Below are 20659 nucleotides of genomic sequence, written 5' to 3'. Positions count from 1 at the left end.
CGCGAGAGACCTTTGCAGGCCCCGCAAGCCAAGCGGCGAAAGCTGTTCTGATGGTCACTCGGCAAGCTGGGCCACAGATCGAAGTTGCTTTTGCGGGCGCAAGTCGAGGGGCGGACACGCCCCCTCTTTCGCATCGCAACACTTGTGGCCTATACAGGCGGCCGCTTGAGGCCCGCCTCCCCGCGGGAACCTTCCCACAACGAAGAGTGACTATGGACCTCTCCAAGATCGCCGTGGGCGTGAACCCGCCCTACGACCTGAACGCCGTCATCGAGATCCCGCAGGGCGGTGAGCCGGTGAAGTACGAGATCGACAAGGAAAGCGGCGCCCTGATGGTGGACCGCTTCCTGCACACGGCGATGTTCTACCCGGCCAACTACGGCTTCATCCCGCACACCCTGGCCGACGACGGCGACCCCGCCGACATCATGGTCGTGGGCCCGACCCCGGTGGTGCCCGGCGCGATCATCCGCTGCCGCCCGATCGGCGCCCTGATGATGGTCGACGAGGCCGGGTCGGACGAAAAGATCCTGGCCGTGCCGGTCGACAAGCTGCACCCCTTCTACACGGGCGTGAACAGCTGGCGCGACCTGCCGACCATCCTGACCGAGCAGATCGCCCACTTCTTCCAGCACTACAAGGACCTGGAAAAGGGCAAGTCGACCAAGATCACCGGCTGGGCCGATCCGGACGAGACCGCCGAGCTGATCCGCGCGGCGATCAAGCGTCACGACGAGAACTACTGATCCTTCAAGGATCGAGATGCGGCGCCGGAGGCCTCTCCGGCGCCGTTTTCTTTTGGGGTTTCAAGAGCCGGGTGTGACCTTCGCGACCTTGCGCGCGGGGCCGCCCGACCCCATAACCTCGCCGGATGAGCGAGACCCCGCAAAAGCGCCTCTATATCAAGACCTACGGCTGTCAGATGAACGTCTACGACAGCGAGCGCATGACCGACGTCCTGCGTCCGCTGGGCTATGGCGTGGTCGATGATCCCGAGGGCGCGGATCTCGTGGTGCTCAACACCTGCCACATCCGCGAGAAGGCCACCGAGAAGGTCTATTCCGAGCTCGGCCTGATCAAGCAGATGAAGGACCGCAAGGCCCAGACCGGCGGCAAGATGACCATCGCCGTGGCCGGCTGCGTCGCCCAGGCCGAAGGCCAGGAGATCATGAACCGCCAGCGGGCGGTGGACCTGGTCGTCGGCCCGCAGGCCTATCACCAGCTGCCCGAGCTGATCGCCCGCGCCCACCGGGCTAGCGGCGAACGCCTGGCCGCCGACTTCGCCGCCGACGAGAAGTTCGACGCCCTGCCGGCCGAGCGTCACGTGACCGGGGTCACCGCCTTCCTCACCGTGCAGGAGGGCTGCGACAAGTTCTGCACCTTCTGCGTGGTGCCCTATACCCGCGGCGGCGAGTGGTCGCGGCCGGTGAACGACATCGTCGAGGAAGCCAAGCGCCTGGCCGGGGCCGGCGTGCGCGAGGTCACCCTGCTGGGCCAGAACGTCAACGCCTATGACGGCGACGGCTCGACCCTGGCCAAGCTGGTGCGCAAGCTGGCCACGATCGATGGCCTGGACCGCATCCGCTACACCACCAGCCACCCGCGCGACATGGGCGAGGATCTGATCGAGGCCCACGGCGAGCTGCCGCAGCTGATGCCGTACCTGCACCTGCCGGTGCAGGCGGGCAGCGACAAGATCCTCAAGGCCATGAACCGCGACCACACGGCCGAAAGCTACGTGAAGCTGATCGAGCGCATCCGCGCCGCCCGCCCCGACATCGCCATGAGCGGCGACTTCATCGTCGGCTTCCCCGGCGAGCGCGACGGCGATTTCGAGAAGACGCTGGAGCTGGTGCGCGAGGTCGGTTTCGCCAGCGCCTTCTCGTTCAAGTATTCGCGCCGCCCCGGCACGCCCGCCTCGGCCATGCCCGGCCAGGTCGACGAGGCCGTGAAGGCCGAACGCCTGGACCGCCTGAACCAGCTGCTCGACGACCAGCAGCGGGCCTTCAACGCCAGCCAGGTGGGCAAGACCCTGCCGGTGCTGTTCGAGAAGGCCGGCCGCCACCCCGGCCAGATCGTCGGCCGCAGCCCCTATCTGCAAGCCGTCCACGTTTCGGGCGGGGAGCACCTGATCGGGACCATCGTTCCCGTCCGCATCGAGAGCGCCGCCAAGATGAGCCTGGCCGGCGTGCTCGCCAACGAACCTGTTCTGGAGACCGCGTGAGCCGCACGCCCGAGTTCCTGCCGCTTTCCGACGACGCCGTCGTCGCCGTCACCGGCCCGTCCGGCCGCCACGCCGCCCTGATCGAGGACGCCTTCAAGGTCCTGCTCGAGACGCCCGGCGGCGGCGTCAAGATCACCGGCGACGTCAAGGGCCGCTCGTCGGCCAAGCGCGCCCTGCTGGCCCTGGCCGAGCGCGCCGACGCCGGCCATGAGGTCGTCGAGGCCGACATCCGTGTGGCCGTGGGCGAAGCCCACAGCGCCGGCGGCCAGGCCTCGCCGCGCGCCGTGCGCCGCGGCGCGGTCTCGCCCAAGACCAAGAACCAGGCCGCCTACATGGAGCTGATGGCCCGGCAGCCGCTGGTCTTCGGCCTGGGTCCGGCCGGCACCGGCAAGACCTTCCTGGCCGTGGCCCAGGGCGCGGGCATGCTGCTGCGCGGCGAGGTCGACCGCCTGATCGTCACCCGCCCGGCCGTCGAGGCCGGCGAGAAGCTGGGTTTCCTTCCAGGCGACCTGAACGAAAAGGTCGACCCCTACATGGCCCCCGTCTGGGAGGCCCTGACCGACATCATGGGCGCCGAGCAACTGCGCCGCCGCCGCGACAAGGGCGAGATCGAGGTCGCCCCGATCGCCTTCATGCGCGGCCGCACCCTGGCCCATGCGTTCGTCATCGTCGACGAGGCCCAGAACTGCTCGCGCCTGCAGATGAAGATGGTGCTGACCCGCCTGGGCGAAGGCGCCCGCATGGTGGTGACCGGCGACCCGACCCAGATCGACCTTCTGAACCCCCGCGACTCCGGCCTGGCCCACGCGGTGTCGATCCTCGACGGCGTCGAGGGCGTGGCCGTGGCCCGCTTCACCTCGACCGACGTCGTGCGCCACCCCTTGGTGGAGCGCATCGTCAAGGCCTACGACGCCGACGCGGCCCTGGTGGCGACTCCCCGATGATCACTGTCGATATCGAAATCGAAGACGAGGCCTGGACCAAGGCCGAGCCCGAAGCCGAGGCCCTGGTCTGGCGCGCCGCCCAGGCCGTTCTGGACGCCCACGAGGACGTCGAGGGCAAGGGCATCGTCATCCTGCTGGCCGACGACGACAGCGTCCAGGCGCTGAACCGCGACTTCCGCCACAAGGACTACGCCACCAACGTACTGTCCTTCCCCGCCCCCCAGGATCCGGCGGCCAACCCGGAGGGCCAGATCGGCGACATCGCCCTGGCCTACGGCGTCTGCGCCCGCGAGGCGGCGGAGCAGGGCAAGCCCCTGAGCCACCACCTGCAACATCTTGTGGCGCACGGGGTGCTGCATCTTCTAGGATACGACCACGAAGGCGACGAAGAGGCCGAGGCCATGGAAGCGCTGGAACGTGAGATCCTGGCCGGGCTGGACGTGCCCGACCCCTACGCCGACGAGAGGTGAAAGCCTAAAGGCATGCCCGACGACGACCAGAGTTCCACGCCCGCCGGTCCGGCCAGATTCAGCCGGGGCCTGCGGGCGTTCTTCCGTGAGCTGCGACGGGCCGCGCCGGTCAAGCGCGCGCATCCGGTCGACCCCGACCACCCCGCCGCCCCCGACCTCGTCGACCAGGCCGAGGCGTTCAAGACGCTGAAAGTCGGCGACCTGATGACCCCCCGCCCCGACGTGGTGGCGGTGGAGCTCGACACCCCGTTCGCCGTGGTCGTGGCCCAGTTCGTCGAGTCCGGCCACTCGCGCATGCCGATCTATCGCGAAGCCCTCGACCAGCCGATCGGCGTGGTCCACGTCAAGGACGTGTTCAGGCTGCTGGCCGACGGCGACCTGCGGCCCGAGCCCGAGGACCGTGTCCTCGAACAGCTGCGCCGCGACATGTTCCTGGTTCCCGCCTCCATGCGGGCCGCCGACCTGCTGCAGCGGATGCGCACCAAGCGCGTGCACATGGCCATGCTCATCGACGAGTTCGGCGGGGTCGACGGCCTGGTGACCATCGAGGATCTGATCGAGAGCGTGGTCGGCGACATCGACGACGAGCATGACGACGCCCAGGTGGCCACCGTGATCGCCCGTCCGGGCGGCGTCTTCGAGACCGAGGGGCGCACGCCGCTGGAGGACCTGGAGGCGGCCCTAGGCGAGACCCTGGATCCACCCGAGCACGAGGAGGAGGTCGACACCGTCGGCGGCCTCGTCGCGGCCCTGGCCGGCCAGGTGCCCGAGCCCGGACAGGTGGTGCGCCATCCGGCCGGCTTTGAACTGGAAGTGCTGGAGGCGGATTCCCGCCGCGTCCTGAAAGTGCGAGTGCGCCGCGCGCCCGAGCCGGCCGAGCCCGAGACCTCGTTCGCGCCGGTGGACGTTCCTTGAACCTGCGCGCCCTGACCGCCGCTCCAGCCCGCCTCGGCCCATGGCGCGACCGCGTGTTCGCGCTGGTCGCCGGCCTGGCCGCCGCCCTGGCCCATCCGCCGTTCGGGGTTCTGCCGGGCCTGCTGGGCTACGCCCTGCTGCTGTGGCTGCTGGACGGGATCGACGGCCCACGCCCCCTGCGCAGCGCCTTTCTGCGCGGCTGGCTGGCGGGCCTGGCCTATTTCGGCCTGGGCACCTGGTGGATCGGCGAGGCCTTCATGGTCGACGCCGCCAACCAGGGCTGGATGGCTCCGTTCGCGGTGACCGCCATGGCCGCGGGCCTGGCGCTGTTCTGGGGCCTGGCCGCACTCCTCTATCGCCGCCTGCGTCCGTCCGGCGCCGTGCGCGTGCTGGCCTTCGCCGCCGCCCTGTCGGCTCTGGAATGGGTGCGCGGCCACGTTCTGACCGGTTTTCCCTGGAACCTGCCGGGCGAGACCTGGCGGGCCGGTTCGGCCCCCTCCCAGGCCGCGGCCCTGATCGGCGCCTACGGCCTGACCTTCGTCACCCTCGCCGTCTCGGCGGCCCCCGCCGTCTGGCGGCAGGGACGATCGGGCAGGATCGCGGCCGGCGCGGCCGTCCTGACCCTGGCCGGCCTCTATGGCGGCGGCCTGCTGGCGCTCAAGACCGCGCCGCCGACGGCCCAAGCCCCGGCGCCCAAGATCCGCATCGTCCAGGCCGACGTGCAGCAGTCGGCCAAGTGGGACGCCGCCAGCTTCCAGGCGATCGTCAACGACTACGCCGCCCTGACCGCCACGCCCTACGCCGACGGCCGCCCGGCCGACATCGTGGTCTGGCCCGAAGGCGCCTTGCCTGCGGCCATCAACGACTACCTGGCCCCCGGGACCTGGGTGCGCCAGGCGATCATGGACTCGCTTCAGCCGGGCCAGCTGCTGCTGATCGGCGGCTACCGCTACGAAGGGTCGGTCGAGGCGCCGGTCTACTACAACAGCCTGGTGGCCCTGCGCCGCGACCCCGGCGACCTCGTCATGGTCGGCGTCTACGACAAGCACCGGCTGGTGCCGTTCGGCGAGTACCTGCCGGCCGAGGACTTCCTGACCGCCATCGGCTTTAAGAGCATGGCCCACCTGGGCGACGGCTTCGCCATCGGTCCGCGGCCCGCCGCCCTGGCCGTCGCGCCGGGCCTGAAGGTGCAGCCGCTGATCTGCTACGAGAGCCTGTTTCCGGGCCTGGCCAGGCCAGACCCCGCCGTGCGGGCCCTGGTCAACGTCTCCAACGACGCCTGGTTCGGGGTGACCTCCGGACCGCTGCAGCACCTGAACCTGGCCAGCTATCGCGCCATCGAGGCAGGCCGGCCGATGATCCGCGCCACCCCCACCGGCGTCTCGGCCATGATCGACGCCAAGGGCCAGGTGGTCGAAGGACAGCGCCTGGACCTCGGCGCCCGAGGGGTCATCGACGCGCCCCTGCCCGCCATCGGCGCCGACACCCCGGCCGCCCGTCTGGGCGACTGGCCGTTCATGCTCATGCTTTTCGCCTCGGTGGCGATCTGTATCGCGATTTCACGTATCACGGGTCAGAAGTTTGCCGGCCTGAAAGATATGGGCTGAACTAAAACCGTAATCTCAGGTCTATGCCTAAGCATGACCGTCGCCCCCGAATCCCCCGCCGAAATCGAGCGTTCGCCCAACCCCGTCGACCTGCACGTCGGGGCCCGTATCCGCATGCGCCGCAAGATCCTGGGCGTCAGCCAGGAGAAGCTGGCCGAGAGCCTGGGCCTGACCTTCCAGCAGGTGCAGAAGTACGAGCGCGGCGCCAACCGCGTCAGCGCCAGCAAGCTCTATGAGATCGCCCGCAGCCTGCAGGCCCCCGTGGCCTACTTCTTCGAGGGCCTGGCCGATCCGTCCGAACCGGCCGACGGCGAGACCCGCAACGACCATCAGGTGCACGAATTCCTGATGACCCCCGAGGGCCTGGAACTGGCCTCGCTGTTCCCTCGCCTGAACCGCGCGCCGGTGCGCCGCCGCATCCTCGACCTCGTCCGGTCGATGGCCGACGAGCAGGTCTAGCCACCGATCCCGGCCTTCGGGCCGGGTTTTGGCCATCAAACACCGCGAAACCGCGCCCGGCCGCCTTGCGGACATAAACATATCTTTATATGTTCCGCCCCTAGCTCGCGGGGCCGGTCGCCACGTGGGCGCTGGATTCTAAGCCGGAGACGTCCACTTGAGCCGTTCGTCCTACATCTTCACCAGCGAAAGCGTCTCCGAAGGCCATCCCGACAAGGTCGCCGACCGGATCAGCGACACCGTCGTCGACGCGTTCCTGAGCGCCGACCCCGAAGCCCGGGTCGCCTGCGAAACCCTGGTCACCACCAACCGCATCGTGCTGGCCGGTGAAGTCCGCGCCGGCAAGCCGGATGGCGACAAGGCCGCCAACAAGCAGCTGACCAAGGACATCATCAAGTCCCTGGAGCCCAAGGTTCGCGCCGCCATCAAGGATATCGGCTACGAGCAGAAGGGCTTCCACTGGGAAAAGGCCAAGTACGCCTGCTACCTGCACGGCCAATCGGCCCACATCGCCCAGGGCGTCGACGCTTCGGAAAAGAAGGACGAAGGCGCGGGCGACCAGGGCATCATGTTCGGCTACGCCAGCACCGAGACCCCGGAGCTGATGCCGGCCACGCTGCAATACAGCCACAACATCCTCAAGCGTCTGGCCGAACTGCGCCACTCGGGCGAGCTGCATGAGCTGGAGCCCGACGCCAAGAGCCAGGTGACCCTGGAGTACGACGGCAACGGCGTTCCGCAGCGCGTCGTCTCGATCGTCGTGTCGCACCAGCACAAGAAGAAGATCGACGGCAAGGCCGCCACGTCCAAGCGCGTGCTCGACCTGATCAAGCCGCACATCCTGCCGATCTTCCCGGAAGGCCTGATCACCAAGAAGACCCAGTGGCTGGTCAACCCGACCGGTCGCTTCGAGATCGGCGGTCCGGACGGCGACGCTGGCGTCACCGGCCGCAAGATCATCGTCGACACCTACGGCGGCGCGGCTCCGCACGGCGGCGGCGCGTTCTCGGGCAAGGACCCGACGAAGGTCGACCGTTCGGCCGCCTATGCCTGCCGCTACCTGGCCAAGAACGTCGTGGCCTCGGGCCTGGCCGAGCGCTGCACGATCCAGATCGCCTATGCGATCGGCGTGGCCCAGCCGGTCTCGTTCCACGTCGACCTGCACGGCACCGGCAAGATCGATCCGGCGATCCTGGAAAAGACCCTGCCGCAGCTGATCGGCGGCGCCACCCCGCGCTCGATCCGCGAGCACCTGAAGCTGAACCGCCCGATCTACGCCCGCACCGCCGCCTACGGCCACTTCGGCCGTACGCCGGACAACGAAGGCGGCTTCTCGTGGGAGAAGACCGACCTGGTGTCGGAGCTGAAGGGCCTGGCGTAAGCCTTTCCCTTCTTCTGAATTGAGAGCGGGCCCCGGTCACAAGACCGGGGCCCGTTTTCGTTTGCGGGGGGCCGCCGCTGGCCTCCGGCCGCCATCACGGCTAAAGACCCGCCCCATGACCAATCCTCAACAGCCCCACGGGCCGCTGCGCTCGTTCGGCCGCCTGAAGTCGCGGCCGGTGAAGCCGCGCCAGCAGGCCCTGCTCGACACCCTGCTGCCGACGATCGCCGTGCCGCACGAGGCCTTCCAGCCGCTCGACCTGATGCCGCAGGCCAAGGAAATCTGGCTGGAGATCGGCTTTGGCGGCGGCGAGCACATGGCCGCCCAGGCCGGCCGCCGGCCCGACGTGCTGGTGATCGGGGCCGAGCCCTTCGTCAACGGCGTGGCCAGCGCCGTGCGTCACGTCGAGGAACAGGCCCTCTCGAACGTCCGCATCCACGAGGGCGACGCCCGCGACGTGGTCGGCTGGCTGCCCGACGCCAGCGTCGACCGCCTCTTCGTGATGTTCCCCGACCCCTGGCACAAGGCCCGCCACAACAAGCGCCGGATCATCCAGCCGGAGTTCGTGGCCGAGCTGGCCCGCGTGCTGAAGCCCGGCGCGGCCTTCCGCTTCGCCACCGACTGGGCCGACTACGCCGAGTGGACGATCGAGCGGGTGCTGGCCAGCCCCGCCTTCCGCTTCGCCGAGGAGGGGATCGATCGCCAGGCCATCCCGGCCGACCACGTGACCACCCGCTACGAGGAAAAGAAGCTGGGCGACTGCGCCCCGGTCTTCCTCGATTTCGTGCGGGCCTGATCCAGGCTTCAGGGCCAAAAGAAAAGGGCGCGGGATGATCCCGCGCCCTTTTCCTTGATATCGATCAATCACTCTTCGAGCGGCACGCCGTAGAGTTCCAGGCGGTGATCGATCAGCTTGTAGCCGAGCTTCTTGGCGATCGCGTGCTGCAGGGCCTCGATCTCCTCGTCCACGAACTCGACGACCTTGCCGGTCTTCATGTCGATCAGGTGATCGTGGTGATGGGTCGGGGTCTCTTCGTAGCGCGAGCGGCCGTCACGGAAATCGTGGCGCTCGATGATGCCGCTTTCCTCGAACAGGCGAACGGTGCGGTACACCGTGGCGATCGAGATGTGCGGGTCGATGGCGTGAGCCCGGCGGTGCAGCTCCTCGACGTCCGGATGGTCGTCGGCCGAAGACAGTACGCGCGCGATGACCCGACGCTGGTCGGTCATGCGCATGCCTTTTTCGATGCAAAGCTTTTCGAGGCGGTCCAAGGCGGCGTCTCCGTCGGGGATTCGCGGGCACAATAGGCAATCGGTACCTAAGTGTTAAGCGCCCGCCGCATGACGACGGCGTCCTTGGCGCCGTCCGGATGGGGATAATAGCCCTTCCTGAGACCCACTTGCGAAAAGCCCGTGGCCCCATAGAGGGCGATGGCGGCCGTATTGTCCGCCGCCACCTCCAGGAACAGGTCGAAGGCCTTGGCCTCCGTCGCGATCCCGGCCGCCATCTCGACCAGGGCCGCGCCCCAGCCGCGCCGGCGGGCGGCCGGATCGACGGCGATGGTCAGGATCTCGGCCTCGCCGGCGATCGCCCGGCAAAGGATGAAGCCCCGCGCCTCATCAGGCTCGCCCGAGGAACCGAGCACGGCGAAGACGCCAGGCGAGGTCAGCAGGGCCTCGAACTCGGTCGGGGCCCAGGGGCGGTCGAAGGCCTTCTCGTGCAGGTCGGCTAGGTCCCAGCACGCTTCCAATCCAACGGGACGCAGGTTCATGGCGTCGGCATCGTGGCGTAGGGCGCGCGCAGATAGAGCGGCCTGGGCGAATGGGTGGGGGCGGACCTGGCGGCGGCCAGGCGGGCGATGGCGACGGGGTCGGCGACCGCCAGGTCCAGACGCGTCGCGTCGGGCAGCACGCCCTCCAGCAGGGCCGCGCCCGAGCCCACGAGGGTGGCCGGGCCGCCGGAATAGAGCTCGGCCAGGCGAGCCGTCGCCGAACCGACTTCGAGGGCGTCAGGGGCCATCAGGGCCGTTCCGCCGTCGAAGACCTGCAGATAGACCTGGGCCATCTTGGCGTCGAGCACGGCGGCGACGAAGCCGGACGCCCCCGAGGAGGCCGCCAGGGCCTCCAGGCTGTTCACGCCCACGCAGGGGATCGACAGGGCCTCGGCGAGCCCCTTGGCGAACGATAGCCCCACGCGCAGACCGGTGAACGAGCCGGGGCCGACGGTGACGGCGATGCGGTCCAGATCGGTGAAGGCGATCCCGGCCTCGGCGGCGACTTCCTTGGCCAGGGGCGCGATGCGCTCCTGGTGGCCGCGGGTCATGGGTTCGCTGCGGGCGGCCAAGGAACGGCCGTCCTCGATCACGGCGACCGACGAGGCCGCCAGGCAGGTGTCGACGGAGAGTACGCGCAAGATCAGGCGGCCCCGACCTGGGCGGTCTCGGCCGGACGCCAGACGAACTCGTTGAGCTGGCCCTTGGCCTTCAGCGTCGCCTCGTCGGGCACGCCGCCCTTGGTCCAGCCGGGTACGCCGAAGACATAGGACACGGTGGGCGCCTCGGGACGTACGCAGATCGTCTGGTTGACGGTGCGGCCCTCGCCGGCCCTGCACTGGCCCGTGGTGAAGCCCAGGGCCGCCCACTTGGCCAGCAGGCTCTCGCCCTTGGGGCCGCGCACGTCGCCGGCGGCCAGGCGGATCTCGGCGATGCCGCCGTCGGCGCCCTTGCCGATCTCCAATAGCGGGACGTTGTCCTGCTCGACGGTGATGATCGGCCCGGGCGGGCCGTCGCCCACATGGATGAAGGCGCTCTTGACCACGGCCTTGGGGAACAGGGCCTGGATCGTCGGCTGGTCGAAGGCGGTGGCGGCGGTGATGGGGCCTACGCCCGCAGCGCCCACCTGCAGCGGCCCGCCGACATAGGGGGTGATCTTGATCACGGCCGAACCGTCGGCCGGCTGGGCGGCTTCGGGGGCGGCCTGGGCGACCGGCTTGTCCGAAGACTGGCCCGACGACTGGGCGGGGGTCTTTTCGGCGGGGCCGCAGGCGGCCAGCAGGGCCAGCGGCGCGGCGAGGAGCGCGAGACGGAGGGTCATGACCTCGTTCTAGCGCCGAAGTGCGAAAATCGCACGTGACCGTGCGATTTTCGCGAAGATTCCGATCAGAGGATCTGGGCGGCTTCCTCGAAGTCCAGGCGCGGGCTGCGCGGGAACAGGCCCTCGTCGGTGCCGTAGCCGATCGAGGCGATGAAGTTGGACTTGATGTTGGTGCCTTCGAAGAAGGCCGCGTCGACGCCGGCGTTGTCGAAGCCCGACATCGGACCGACGTCCAGGCCCAGGGCGCGGGCCGCCAGGATGAAGTAGCCGCCCTGCAGCGAGCTGTTGCGCAGCGCGCCCCACTCCTTGGCCACCGGATCGCTGAACCAGTTCTTGGCGCCGGGGGCGTGCGGGAACAGCTTGTCGAGGGTCTCGGGGAAGTCGAGGTCGTAACCGACGATGACGGTGACCGGGGCGGCCAGGATCTTGGGGCCATTGGAGCCCGACGACAGGGCGGCCAGCTTTTCCTTGGCTTCCGGGCTGGTCACGAAGATGAAGCGGGCCGGGGTGGCGTTGGCGGCGGTCGGGCCGAACTTCACCAGGTCGTACAGCTCACGCAGCACCGCTTCCGGCACAGGGTCGGACGTCCAGCCGTTGCGCGTGCGCGCCTCGGTGAACAGCTGGGCGAGAGCGGCGGTGTCGAGCTTGGACATCAGCGATCCTTATAGGAAACCATAATCGCAACTTATGTAGTTACAGTATGGGGATCCCTATGGATCGCGCAAGGCGCCCGGGGCCGAAAACCCGCCCCGGGACCTTGAATATCAGAGCGTCTGCTCGACCCGGGTCACTTCGGGCACATAGTGCTTGAGCATGTTCTCGACGCCCGACTTCAGCGTCGCCGAGGACGACGGGCAGCCCGAGCAGGCGCCGCGCATGTGCAGCCAGACGACGCCGGTGGCCGGCTCGAAGCGGCTGAAGACGATGTCGCCGCCGTCCTGGGCCACGGCCGGACGGATGCGGGTGTCGAGCAGTTCCTTGATCTCGGAGACGATCTGGGCGGTCTCGTCGTCGTAGACGCCGTCCTCGTCGTGGCCGCCGGCGGCGTCCTCGCTCAGCAGCAGCGGGCGGCCGCTGGTGAAGTGATCCATGATCGCCGCCAGGATCGGCGCCTTCAGGTGCGGCCACTGGGCGTCTTCGCCCTTGGTCACCGTCAGGAAGTCCGGACCGAAGAACACCCGCGTCACGTCGCCGAGGCGGAACAGGGCGTCGGCCAGCGGCGAGGCCTCGCCCTCCTCGGGGGTGCGGAACTCCCGCGCGCCGTCCACCAGGACCTCGCGGCCGGGGAGGAACTTCAGCACATCGGGATTGGGCGTGGTTTCGGTCTGGATGAACATGGGCGAGATGTGGCGTTTTGAGATGCGGAGAACAAGGGGGCGCGGCATCGCGCCCCCCTTTCGAGTTTCAGGCGCTTACGCGCCCCAGAAGCCGACGAGCTTCTTGGTCTCGGCCACGACCGGTTCGGCCACGGCGCGGGCGCGCTCGGCGCCGTCCTTGAGGATGGCGTCGATCTGGGCCGGGTCGGCGGTCAGCTCGCGCATGCGCGCGCCGATCGGGCTCATGACCTCGACCGCCAGCTCGGCGAGGGCCGGCTTGAACGTGCCGAAGCCCTTGCCGCCGAACTCCTCGATGACCTTGGCGCGGGTGCTGCTCGACAGCGCCGCGTAGATGTCCACGAGGTTGCGGGCTTCCGGACGCTCGGCCAGACCCTCGATAGTCTCGGGCAGCGGCTCGGGATCGGTCTTGGCCTTGCGGATCTTGGCGGCGATAGCGTCGGCGTCGTCCATCAGGTTGATGCGCGAGGCGTCCGACGGATCGGACTTGCTCATCTTGGCCGTGCCGTCGCGCAGGCTCATGACGCGGGTGGCCGGGCCCTCGATCACCGGCTCGGTGACCGGGAAGAAGGCCGGCTGGCCGCCCGGGGCGCCGAAGTCGTTGTTGAACTTCTGGGCGATGTCGCGGGTCAGTTCCAGGTGCTGCTTCTGGTCCTCGCCCACCGGCACGTGGGTGGCCTTGTAGAGCAGGATGTCGGCCGCCTGCAGCACCGGGTAGGTGTAGAGGCCCACCGAGCTGCGCTCCTTGTGCTTGCCGCTCTTTTCCTTGAACTGGGTCATGCGGTCGAGCCAGCCCAGGCGCGCCACGCAGTTGAAGATCCAGGCGAGTTCCGCGTGGGCCGGCACGGCCGACTGCGGGAAGATCGTCGCCTTCTTGGGGTCCAGGCCCGCGGCGATGTAGGCGCAGGCGATCTCGCGGGTCTGCTGGGCCAGCACGGCCGGGTCCTGCCAGACGGTGATGGCGTGCATGTCGGCGACGAAGATGAAGGGCTCTTCGTCCTGGATGTCCACGAAGCGCTTCAGAGCGCCGAGATAGTTGCCCAGGTGCAGGGCCCCGGAGGCCTGGATCCCGGACAGGATGCGCTTGGGACCCGTGTACGCAACGGGAGCTTGGTCGGTCATGGCTTCAGCCTTGGATGTCGGAAACGGTCAGGATGGCGGCGCGCACGAGGGCGCGGGCCGCGTCCGGGGACGCGGCGATCGGGTTCAGCGGAAGCTGCGCCATCGCGGCGCGGGGGAACCGATCATTGCCATGGGCATGCTCGTTACCGTCCCCGCGCGCGCCGGACAAGGCTCTAGGTTGCTTTGCCGCGCCGCAGGGCGGCCTTCAGCTCGCTCGGCTTGACCCCGCCGAACAGGAACAGCAGCGGGAAATAGAGGCCGCCGCCGACCAGCACCGTGAGGACGAGGGCCACTTCCTTGGCGCCGATCACGCGGCCGCGCAGGCCCAGCGCTTCCAGCGGCGCCTCGATCAGCGGCCGCCAGTGCGAGGCGGCGGCCAGGACAAGGCCCATGCCGACGCTGGCCAGCAGGATGCGGATCACCCGCGACCAGGTCTGGCCCGACGGGCCGTAATGGCCCTTGCGCCAGAGGGTGAAGGCCATCTGGCCGACATTGAGCCAGGAGGCGATGGCGGTCGCCGCGGCGATGCCCTTCACGCCCACCAGGTTGAACAGCACGATGCCGAAGACGATGTTCACCGCCACCGAGATCAGGGCGAACCGCATCGGCGTCTTGGTGTCGCCGCGCGCGAAGAAGGCCCGCGAATAGAGCTGCTGCAGCACGAAGGCCGGGGTGCCCAGGCCGTAGAAGAACAGCGCCGACGCCGTCTGGCTGGCGTCGAAGGCGGTGAACTCGCCGCGGGTGTAGAGGCCGTCCGACAGGAAGCCGGGCATGGCCACCAGGGCCGCGGCGGCCGGCAGGGTGAACGCAAGGGCAAGCGCGATGGCCTGGTCCATGGCGCTCTGGGCGTCGTCGCCGTCGCCGGTGTTCACCGCGCGCGCCAGGCGCGGCAGCAGAGCCACGCCGATGGCCACGCCCACCAGGCCCAGCGGCAGCTGGTAAAGGCGGTCGGCGGTGGCCAGCCAGGTGCGGCCGCCGGGAACATGGCTGGCCAGGTTGCCGGAGATGAAGATGTTGACCTGGGTGGCGCTGGCCGCCAGGGCGCCGGGAATGGCCTTGCCGATCAGGGCCTTCACCTCGGGGGTCAGGCGGGGCAGCCGCCAGTGGACCTTGGCGCCGGACTTGTTGACCCCCCAGACCAGCAGGGCCGCCTGGGCCACGCCCGCCACGACCACGCCGGCCGAGCCCCAGACCGCCGCGTCGATCGGATCGCTCTGGGGCAGGATGAAGGCCAGGGTGGCGATGTTCAGCAGCACCGGCGCGCCGGCCGACAGGATGAACCTGTCACGGGCGTTCAGCACGCCCGACAGGTGGGCGACGATGGCCATGCACGGCAGGTAGGGCATGGTGATCTGGGTCAGCAGCACGGCCAGCTTGTACTTGGCCGGATCGGCGGCGAAGCCGGGGCTGATCAGCATCATCAGCCAGGGCATGGCCATCTGGCAGATCACGGTGATGATGATGGTGGCCGCCGCCAGGGTGGCCATGGCGTCGGCGGCCATGACGTCGGCCTTTTCCTCGCCGTCATCCTGCAGCGACTTGGCGTAGGCCGGCACGAAGGCGGCCGCGAAGGCGCCCTCGGCGAAGAAGCGCCGGAAGAGGTTGGGGAAGGCCAGGGCCGTGGCGAAGGCGTCGGCGGCCGGCGTGGCGCTGGCCCCCATGCGGTACGACATGGCCAGGTCGCGCACGAAGCCCATCAGCCGGCTGACCAGGGTCAGGCCGGAATAGATCATCGACGACTTGAGCAGGCCTCCGCCCTTCTTGGCGGGCGGAGCGGACGTCGGTTCGGGCGCGGCGGAGGTGTCGGTCACGTCCGGCTTCTGGGCGCTGCGCAAGAGGGCGTCAAGCGGGGGCGCGGGAACTGCACCGAGGTTTGACGGAAAGTGCATTGAAGGCAGTAGGTCCTTCTCCCCTTGCGGGAGAAGGTGGCGGCCGAAGGCCGACGGATGAGGGGTCGCGCGGACGGTTCTGAGAGACCCCTCACCCGACCTGCTTCGCAGGCCACCCTCTCCCGCAGGGGGAGAGGGGCGCGTTTCAGAGCCCCAGCCGCCGCGCCCGCCCGGCGATCTGAAGCGCCAGGCGCTCGGCGATCAGCTGGTCAGGAGACCCTGACGTCTTGCAGGCCTTGTCGGCGGTCAGGATGTCCTGCTGCACGGTCAGAAGGTGTTCGAGCGTCCAGGCGCGGGCCTGGCGCAGGAACTCGCGCTCGGTCTTCCAGAACACGCCCGAGGCCTTGGTCGCGGCGCCCAGGTCGACGCCGTTCTTGTGCAGGGTCAGGGTGCGGCGCAGGCGTCCCAGATAGTAGCCCATGGCCCGCACGGCGGCCGGACCGCCCTCACCTTCCTGGGCGGCGCGACGCAGGCCCGCCTGGGCCGCGCCGATCTTGCCGCCGAAGGCGTCGGCCGCTGCATCGCTGAGAGAGGCTTCGGGCTCGACGCCGAGGAAGTCGGTCAGGTCGGCGGGCGTGGCGACGACGCCGCTGCCGGGACCCAGATAGAGGGCCAGCCGCTCGATCTCGGCGCGGGCGACGCCGCGCTCCTTGGGCAGGCGGTTGACGAACAGGTCCAGCGCCTCGCCGTTCAGGCTGACCCCGTCGCGCGAGAGGGCGTCGCGGGTCAGGCGCGCCATGTCGCCGACCTCGTCCTCGTAGCAGGGGATGACGTAGCAGCCGCCGGCCTTCTCGGCCGTCTTGCGCAGAGCGGAGTCGCGGCCCAGGGCCCCGGCCTCGACCAGGAAGAAGGCCTCCGGATTGAGGCGGCCCTCGACGTGTGCGGTCAGGGCCTCGGCGGCCTGCTTGTCGGGACCGGCCTTCTCGCCCATCAGCCGCAGGCGCACCAGGCGCTTGCCGCCCATCATCGACAGGGCGGCCAGTTCGTCTTCCAGACGGCCGGGCTGGCTGTCGAGGTCGCCCTCGGTCAGCAGGGCGGTGTCGAAGGGGTCGTCGGGCCGCTCGACCACCTTGTGGGCGAGCTGGGTGGCGCGGTCGCGCACCACGCCACGGTCCTTGCCATAGATGACGACGGCCCGGATGTCGGGCGTCGGTTCCTTCAGGAACCGCTCGACTTCCTGCCGCTTGGAGAGAATGGCCACGAGGTCAGGCGGGCGCCTTGCCGGCCAGCCAGGAGGCCAGTTCCAGCTGGATCTTGCGGGCCACCTCGGCGGCGGCGCGCTCCTGGCCGTCCTGCTGAGCGGAGATGGCGGCGTAGGGCTGGTCGGCGGAGTCGTAGGTGACCACCGCCATGGTCGTGCCCTTGCGCACTTCCGAACCCGTGGTCACGTCGGTGAGCTTCCACTCGACCTTCATGTTGAGCTCGTAGCGGTTGGCCACGTTGTCGACGCGAACGCCGCGCGCGTAGCGCTTTTCCTCGACCTTGTAGGTCAGGCGGTGCGAGGCCAGCACGTTGGGGTTACGCGCCAGGGCGTCTTCCAGCTGCTCGCGCAGCAGGTAGCCGGCGCGACCGTCGGCCGCCACGACCTCGATCGCACCCAGGCCGCCGGTGACGCCCTGCTGGCCGTACAGCGGGGTGAAGCCGCAGGCCGACAGGGCCAGGGTCGAGAGAAGGGCGGCGGCCGCCAGGAGACGCTTCATGGATCAGTTCGCCACGATGTTGACGATGCGGTCTTTGACCACGATCACCTTGCGGACCGTGACGCCCTCAAGGTGGGCCATGACGGCGGGATCCGCCAGAGCGATTTTCTGCACCTCGTCGTCCGGGGCGCCGGCCTTGACCTTGATCTCACCGCGGCGCTTGCCGTTGATCTGGATCGGCAGCACGCGCTCGTCGTCGGCCGCCAGGGCCGGGTCGGCCTTGGGCCAGGGCGCGTCGACCACCATGCCTTCGCGGCCCAGGCGGACCCAGGCCTCTTCGGCCAGGTGAGGCGTGAACGGCGCGACCAGGCGGGCCAGGATGTCCAGCGCCTCAACCCGGGCCGCCAGCACGCCCTGAGACGCGCCTTCAGCCGGAGCCGCCTTCAGGGCGTTCAGGAACTCGTACAGGCGCGCCACGCCGCTGTTGAAGCGGAAGCCCTCGATGCTGTCGGTGACGAAGCCGATCAGCTTGTGGGCCGCTTTGCGCAGGGCCAGGGCCGCTTCGTCGGCGTCGTCATGGGTAAAATCGCCGGCCGGCTGGCTGTCGAACTCGTTCCACAGGCGGTGGGTGAAGCGCCAGCTGCCCTCGACGCCCGAATTGGTCCACTGCACGTCGCGCTCGGGCGGGCTGTCGCTCATCACGAACAGGCGCGCGGCGTCGACGCCGTAGGCCTCGAAGATGTCTTCGGGGGCGACGACGTTCTTCTTGGACTTCGACATCTTCTCGATGTCGCCGATGACGATCGGCGCGCCGGTCTTGGCGTGTTTGGCGGTGCGGCTGTTGCCCTCGGCCGTGATCACCACATCCGACGGCTCGACCCACTCGCCGGCCTCGTTCTTGTAGGCCTCATGGGTGACCATGCCCTGCGTGAACAGGCCCGCGAACGGCTCGTCCACCGACAGCAGGCCCTCGTCCTTCAGCGCCTTGGTGATGAAGCGGGCGTACAGCAGGTGCAGCACCGCGTGCTCGACGCCGCCGATGTACTGGTCGACCGGCATCCAGTGGTCGGCGCAGGCCTTGTCGATCGGCTCGGCCGCGGTCGGATCGGTGAAGCGGGCGAAGTACCAGCTGCTGTCGACGAAGGTGTCCAGCGTGTCGGTCTCGCGCTCGGCCGGGGCGCCGCACGACGGGCAATTGACGTGCTTCCAGGTCGGGTGCCGCACCAGCGGATTGCCCGGCTTGTTGGGATCGAAGGTGACGTCCTCGGGCAGGGTCACGGGCAGCTGGTCTTCCGGCACCGCCACCGGGCCGCAGGCCTGGCAGTGGATGACCGGGATCGGGCAGCCCCAATAGCGCTGGCGGCTCACGCCCCAGTCGCGCAGGCGATAGACGGTCGCGCCCTGACCCTGGCCGGCGGCTTCGATCCGCGAGACGGCCTCGGTCTTGGCGGCCTCGACCTCCATCCCGTCCAGGAACTCGGAGTTGAAGATCTTGCCGGGGCCGACATAGGCCTCCTTGCCGACCGTGAAGGTCGCCGGATCCTCGCCGTTCGGCAGCACCACCGGCAGTACCGGCAGGTCGTACTTGCGGGCGAAATCCAGATCGCGCTGGTCGTGGGCCGGGCAGGCGAAGATCGCGCCGGTGCCGTAGTCCATCAGGATGAAGTTGGCGATCCACACCGGCAGGGTGATCGACGGGTCCAGCGGGTGCTTCACCCGCAGGCCGGTGTCGCGGCCCAGCTTCTCGGCGCCCTCGATGTCGGCCTCCGAGGTGCCGCCCTTGCGGCACTCGGCGATGAACGCCTGCAGGTCGGGGTTCTCGACCGCCAGCTGCTCGGCCAGCGGGTGCTCAGGCGCGATGCCCACGAAGCTGGCGCCGAACAGGGTGTCGGGACGGGTGGTGTAGACTTCCAGGCCCTCGGCCAGGCCGTCCGGAGCTTCGCCGTCAAACTGGAACTTGAAGCGCAGGCCCGTGGACCGGCCGATCCAGTTCTCCTGCATGATGCGGACCTTCTCGGGCCAGCGATCCAGGGTCTTCAGGCCGTCGATCAGGGCGTCGGCGTAGTCGGTGATGCGCAGGAACCACTGGGTCAGCTTGCGCTTCTCGACCGTCGCGCCCGAGCGCCAGCCCTTGCCGTCGATGACCTGCTCGTTGGCCAGCACGGTCATGTCGACCGGGTCCCAGTTGACCGAGGCTTCCTTGCGATAGACCAGGCCGCGCTTCAGCAGGCGCAGGAACCAGGCCTGCTGCTTGCCGTAGTATTCCGGGTCGCAGGTGGCGAACTCGCGCGACCAGTCGACCGACAGGCCCAGGGCCTTCAGCTGCTCGCGCATGGCGGCGATGTTGTCGTAGGTCCAGCCCTTGGGGTGGACGCCGCGCTCCATGGCCGCGTTCTCGGCGGGCATGCCGAAGGCGTCCCAGCCCATCGGGTGCAGCACATTGAAGCCCTGGGCGCGCTTGTAGCGGGCCACGACGTCGCCCATGGCGTAGTTGCGCACATGGCCCATGTGGATGCGCCCCGACGGATAGGGGAACATCTCGAGCACGTAGTACTTCGGACGCGCGTCGGGAGCGATCGGCGTCAGGAAGGTGTTGGCGTTCGCCCAGGCGGCGCGCCACTTCGGCTCGGTGTCTTTGGGATTGTAGCGGGCCATGGAAACCAGACAGTGCTTGCGGTCGATGCGCGAGAGCGCGCCAGGGTTAGGTGTGAGCGGTTAACCCGCCCGGGCGCGCTCCACTAAAATGGACGCGGTCCGCAATGCTCATAAGCGGTTTCGCGGCCGGGGCGCGCCTAAATATGCGAACGGGAGCCCCTTGTCGCCAGACGAGGGGCTCCCGCGCGGATCCTTCGGACTTGAAGAGCCCTCAGTTCCGGATGTTCGAGAGGCGAAGCTGACGCGCGCGGGTCAGGATGGCGTTCTCGATGTCGGTCGCCGTCTGATCCGAGGCGGCCGTGTCGGCCCAGGCGCCAGAGGCGTCCTTGGCCTGCTTGAAGATCGTGACGTTCAGGCCGTCGGCGCGCAGGCGGGTGTCCAGGATGTAGACGGTGGCCTTGAAGCGCTCGTCCGGCTTTTCCGGGTTGATGTACCAGTCGGTGACGATCACGCCGCCGTACGGGTCGGCCGAGGCCAGCGGCATGAAGGCCAGCGTGTCCAGCGACGCGCGCCACAGGAAGCCGTTGACGCCGATCGAGCCTTCGCTCGTGGCGGCCTTCGGGCTCTTCTTGAACAGGCCGAAGGGCCGGAAACCGGGCTCTTCGCTCTGGCTGGTGAAGGTCTTGGGCGGCTTGTTGCTGCTGCATGCGCCCACGCCGAGAACCGACAGCGCCAGCACGCCGGCGGCGACGCCGCGCAACATGGACCCACGCTCAAACGCCATAGTACCTCGCTCCAAATAACCGCCGGCGCGTGCGCGCAGCCCAGGCGCGCCCCCGCAGCCGGAACGCGTCTATAGCATGGCCGCGCTGCGTCAAAACAGGAATCGCGTGACATGACCGCCACAGGCGCCGCTTGAATCGATACCTGCGACGATCAGCGTGATCCAAGCCCGGTTGACCGCGTTGTACCAAGGCCTTTATTCG

The 20659-nt window shown here is 69.0% G+C and carries 21 protein-coding genes; 9 read left to right on the top strand and 12 right to left on the bottom strand.

Going from position 1 to position 20659, the window contains the following annotated elements; all coding sequences use genetic code 11:
- Positions 1–212: 212 nt before the first annotated feature.
- The 9 genes from ppa (at position 213) to trmB (ending at position 8796) form a co-directional block, all read left to right on the top strand.
- Entirely contained in the window at positions 213–746 is a 534-nt protein-coding gene (gene ppa / locus P7A99_RS23295; protein WP_058347149.1) for an inorganic diphosphatase, read from the top strand.
- Positions 747–871: 125 nt separating this feature from the next.
- Positions 872–2224 carry a tRNA (N6-isopentenyl adenosine(37)-C2)-methylthiotransferase MiaB gene (miaB, locus tag P7A99_RS23290; protein ID WP_277796102.1) on the top strand — a complete coding sequence of 451 codons (1353 nt, stop codon included), beginning with the start codon at positions 872–874 and terminating at the stop codon, positions 2222–2224.
- Entirely contained in the window at positions 2221–3168 is a 948-nt protein-coding gene (locus tag P7A99_RS23285) for a PhoH family protein (RefSeq protein WP_277796101.1), read from the top strand. The genes miaB and P7A99_RS23285 overlap by 4 nt, the downstream gene beginning before the upstream one ends.
- 11 nt (positions 3169–3179) lie before the next feature.
- Complete coding sequence (gene ybeY, locus P7A99_RS23280) at positions 3180–3638, top strand: rRNA maturation RNase YbeY (protein ID WP_277796114.1); 459 nt, start codon at positions 3180–3182, stop codon at positions 3636–3638.
- Positions 3639–3650: 12 nt separating this feature from the next.
- Complete coding sequence (locus P7A99_RS23275) at positions 3651–4553, top strand: hemolysin family protein (protein ID WP_277796100.1); 903 nt, start codon at positions 3651–3653, stop codon at positions 4551–4553.
- An 11-nt stretch (positions 4554–4564) separates the two neighbouring features.
- Entirely contained in the window at positions 4565–6160 is a 1596-nt protein-coding gene (lnt, locus tag P7A99_RS23270) for an apolipoprotein N-acyltransferase (protein ID WP_277796113.1), read from the top strand.
- A gap of 33 nt (positions 6161–6193) precedes the next feature.
- A complete protein-coding gene (locus tag P7A99_RS23265) occupies positions 6194–6619 on the top strand; it encodes a helix-turn-helix domain-containing protein (protein ID WP_277796099.1) in 426 nt (141 codons plus the stop codon).
- A gap of 157 nt (positions 6620–6776) precedes the next feature.
- Positions 6777–8000: a methionine adenosyltransferase gene (gene metK / locus P7A99_RS23260; protein ID WP_277796098.1), complete on the top strand. Its 1224-nt coding sequence runs from the start codon at positions 6777–6779 to the stop codon at positions 7998–8000.
- A gap of 115 nt (positions 8001–8115) precedes the next feature.
- The gene (trmB, locus tag P7A99_RS23255) at positions 8116–8796 is read left to right on the top strand and encodes a tRNA (guanosine(46)-N7)-methyltransferase TrmB (protein ID WP_277796097.1); all 681 of its coding nucleotides are present in this window, start codon (positions 8116–8118) and stop codon (positions 8794–8796) included.
- A 68-nt stretch (positions 8797–8864) separates the two neighbouring features.
- Here trmB and P7A99_RS23250 read toward each other — a convergent pair whose 3' ends face one another.
- From P7A99_RS23250 to P7A99_RS23195, 12 genes are all read right to left on the bottom strand, one after another.
- The gene (locus P7A99_RS23250; protein WP_277796096.1) at positions 8865–9272 is read right to left on the bottom strand and encodes a Fur family transcriptional regulator; all 408 of its coding nucleotides are present in this window, start codon (positions 9270–9272) and stop codon (positions 8865–8867) included.
- A 47-nt stretch (positions 9273–9319) separates the two neighbouring features.
- Positions 9320–9772, bottom strand: a complete 453-nt coding sequence (gene rimI / locus P7A99_RS23245) for a ribosomal protein S18-alanine N-acetyltransferase (protein ID WP_277796095.1) — start codon at positions 9770–9772, stop codon at positions 9320–9322.
- Positions 9769–10413 (bottom strand): tRNA (adenosine(37)-N6)-threonylcarbamoyltransferase complex dimerization subunit type 1 TsaB, encoded by a 645-nt coding sequence (tsaB, locus tag P7A99_RS23240; protein ID WP_277796094.1) that lies wholly within the window; start codon positions 10411–10413, stop codon positions 9769–9771. Before tsaB ends, rimI begins: the two co-directional genes overlap by 4 nt.
- A 2-nt stretch (positions 10414–10415) precedes the next feature.
- Positions 10416–11093: a DUF1131 family protein gene (locus P7A99_RS23235; protein WP_277796093.1), complete on the bottom strand. Its 678-nt coding sequence runs from the start codon at positions 11091–11093 to the stop codon at positions 10416–10418.
- A 65-nt stretch (positions 11094–11158) separates the two neighbouring features.
- Positions 11159–11746: a malonic semialdehyde reductase gene (locus P7A99_RS23230; RefSeq protein WP_277796092.1), complete on the bottom strand. Its 588-nt coding sequence runs from the start codon at positions 11744–11746 to the stop codon at positions 11159–11161.
- Between the two features lie 111 nt (positions 11747–11857).
- The gene (locus P7A99_RS23225; RefSeq protein WP_277796112.1) at positions 11858–12430 is read right to left on the bottom strand and encodes a NifU family protein; all 573 of its coding nucleotides are present in this window, start codon (positions 12428–12430) and stop codon (positions 11858–11860) included.
- Between the two features lie 75 nt (positions 12431–12505).
- On the bottom strand, positions 12506–13549 hold the full coding sequence (trpS, locus tag P7A99_RS23220) for a tryptophan--tRNA ligase (RefSeq protein ID WP_277796091.1): 1044 nt from the start codon (positions 13547–13549) through the stop codon (positions 12506–12508).
- 173 nt (positions 13550–13722) lie between these two features.
- Positions 13723–15360: a murein biosynthesis integral membrane protein MurJ gene (gene murJ, locus P7A99_RS23215; protein ID WP_431307703.1), complete on the bottom strand. Its 1638-nt coding sequence runs from the start codon at positions 15358–15360 to the stop codon at positions 13723–13725.
- A 223-nt stretch (positions 15361–15583) separates the two neighbouring features.
- A complete protein-coding gene (holA, locus tag P7A99_RS23210) occupies positions 15584–16633 on the bottom strand; it encodes a DNA polymerase III subunit delta (protein ID WP_277796111.1) in 1050 nt (349 codons plus the stop codon).
- A gap of 10 nt (positions 16634–16643) precedes the next feature.
- Entirely contained in the window at positions 16644–17138 is a 495-nt protein-coding gene (lptE, locus tag P7A99_RS23205; RefSeq protein WP_277796089.1) for an LPS assembly lipoprotein LptE, read from the bottom strand.
- A gap of 3 nt (positions 17139–17141) precedes the next feature.
- The gene (gene leuS, locus P7A99_RS23200) at positions 17142–19733 is read right to left on the bottom strand and encodes a leucine--tRNA ligase (protein ID WP_277796088.1); all 2592 of its coding nucleotides are present in this window, start codon (positions 19731–19733) and stop codon (positions 17142–17144) included.
- 211 nt (positions 19734–19944) lie between these two features.
- Positions 19945–20472 carry a DUF3576 domain-containing protein gene (locus P7A99_RS23195; protein ID WP_277796087.1) on the bottom strand — a complete coding sequence of 176 codons (528 nt, stop codon included), beginning with the start codon at positions 20470–20472 and terminating at the stop codon, positions 19945–19947.
- Positions 20473–20659: the final 187 nt, after the last annotated feature.

Source organism: Caulobacter endophyticus (genome assembly GCF_029543245.1).
In the GTDB taxonomy this organism is placed as follows: domain Bacteria; phylum Pseudomonadota; class Alphaproteobacteria; order Caulobacterales; family Caulobacteraceae; genus Caulobacter; species Caulobacter endophyticus_A.
The sequence above is the reverse complement of the archived record's forward strand: the minus strand, read 5'-3'. Positions and strand labels throughout refer to the sequence as shown.

What these genes read in the sequence shown, in the direction of transcription:
- ppa (WP_058347149.1), top strand. Translation starts at nt 213, where the DNA reads ATGGACCTCTCCAAGATCGCCGTGGGCGTGAACCCGCCCTACGACCTG.
- miaB (WP_277796102.1), top strand. Translation starts at nt 872, where the DNA reads ATGAGCGAGACCCCGCAAAAGCGCCTCTATATCAAGACCTACGGCTGT.
- P7A99_RS23275 (WP_277796100.1), top strand. Translation starts at nt 3,651, where the DNA reads ATGCCCGACGACGACCAGAGTTCCACGCCCGCCGGTCCGGCCAGATTC.
- P7A99_RS23265 (WP_277796099.1), top strand. Translation starts at nt 6,194, where the DNA reads ATGACCGTCGCCCCCGAATCCCCCGCCGAAATCGAGCGTTCGCCCAAC.
- trmB (WP_277796097.1), top strand. Translation starts at nt 8,116, where the DNA reads ATGACCAATCCTCAACAGCCCCACGGGCCGCTGCGCTCGTTCGGCCGC.
- rimI (WP_277796095.1), bottom strand. Translation starts at nt 9,772, where the DNA reads ATGAACCTGCGTCCCGTTGGATTGGAAGCGTGCTGGGACCTAGCCGAC.
- P7A99_RS23235 (WP_277796093.1), bottom strand. Translation starts at nt 11,093, where the DNA reads ATGACCCTCCGTCTCGCGCTCCTCGCCGCGCCGCTGGCCCTGCTGGCC.
- P7A99_RS23230 (WP_277796092.1), bottom strand. Translation starts at nt 11,746, where the DNA reads ATGTCCAAGCTCGACACCGCCGCTCTCGCCCAGCTGTTCACCGAGGCG.
- P7A99_RS23225 (WP_277796112.1), bottom strand. Translation starts at nt 12,430, where the DNA reads ATGTTCATCCAGACCGAAACCACGCCCAATCCCGATGTGCTGAAGTTC.
- trpS (WP_277796091.1), bottom strand. Translation starts at nt 13,549, where the DNA reads ATGACCGACCAAGCTCCCGTTGCGTACACGGGTCCCAAGCGCATCCTG.
- lptE (WP_277796089.1), bottom strand. Translation starts at nt 17,138, where the DNA reads ATGAAGCGTCTCCTGGCGGCCGCCGCCCTTCTCTCGACCCTGGCCCTG.
- leuS (WP_277796088.1), bottom strand. Translation starts at nt 19,733, where the DNA reads ATGGCCCGCTACAATCCCAAAGACACCGAGCCGAAGTGGCGCGCCGCC.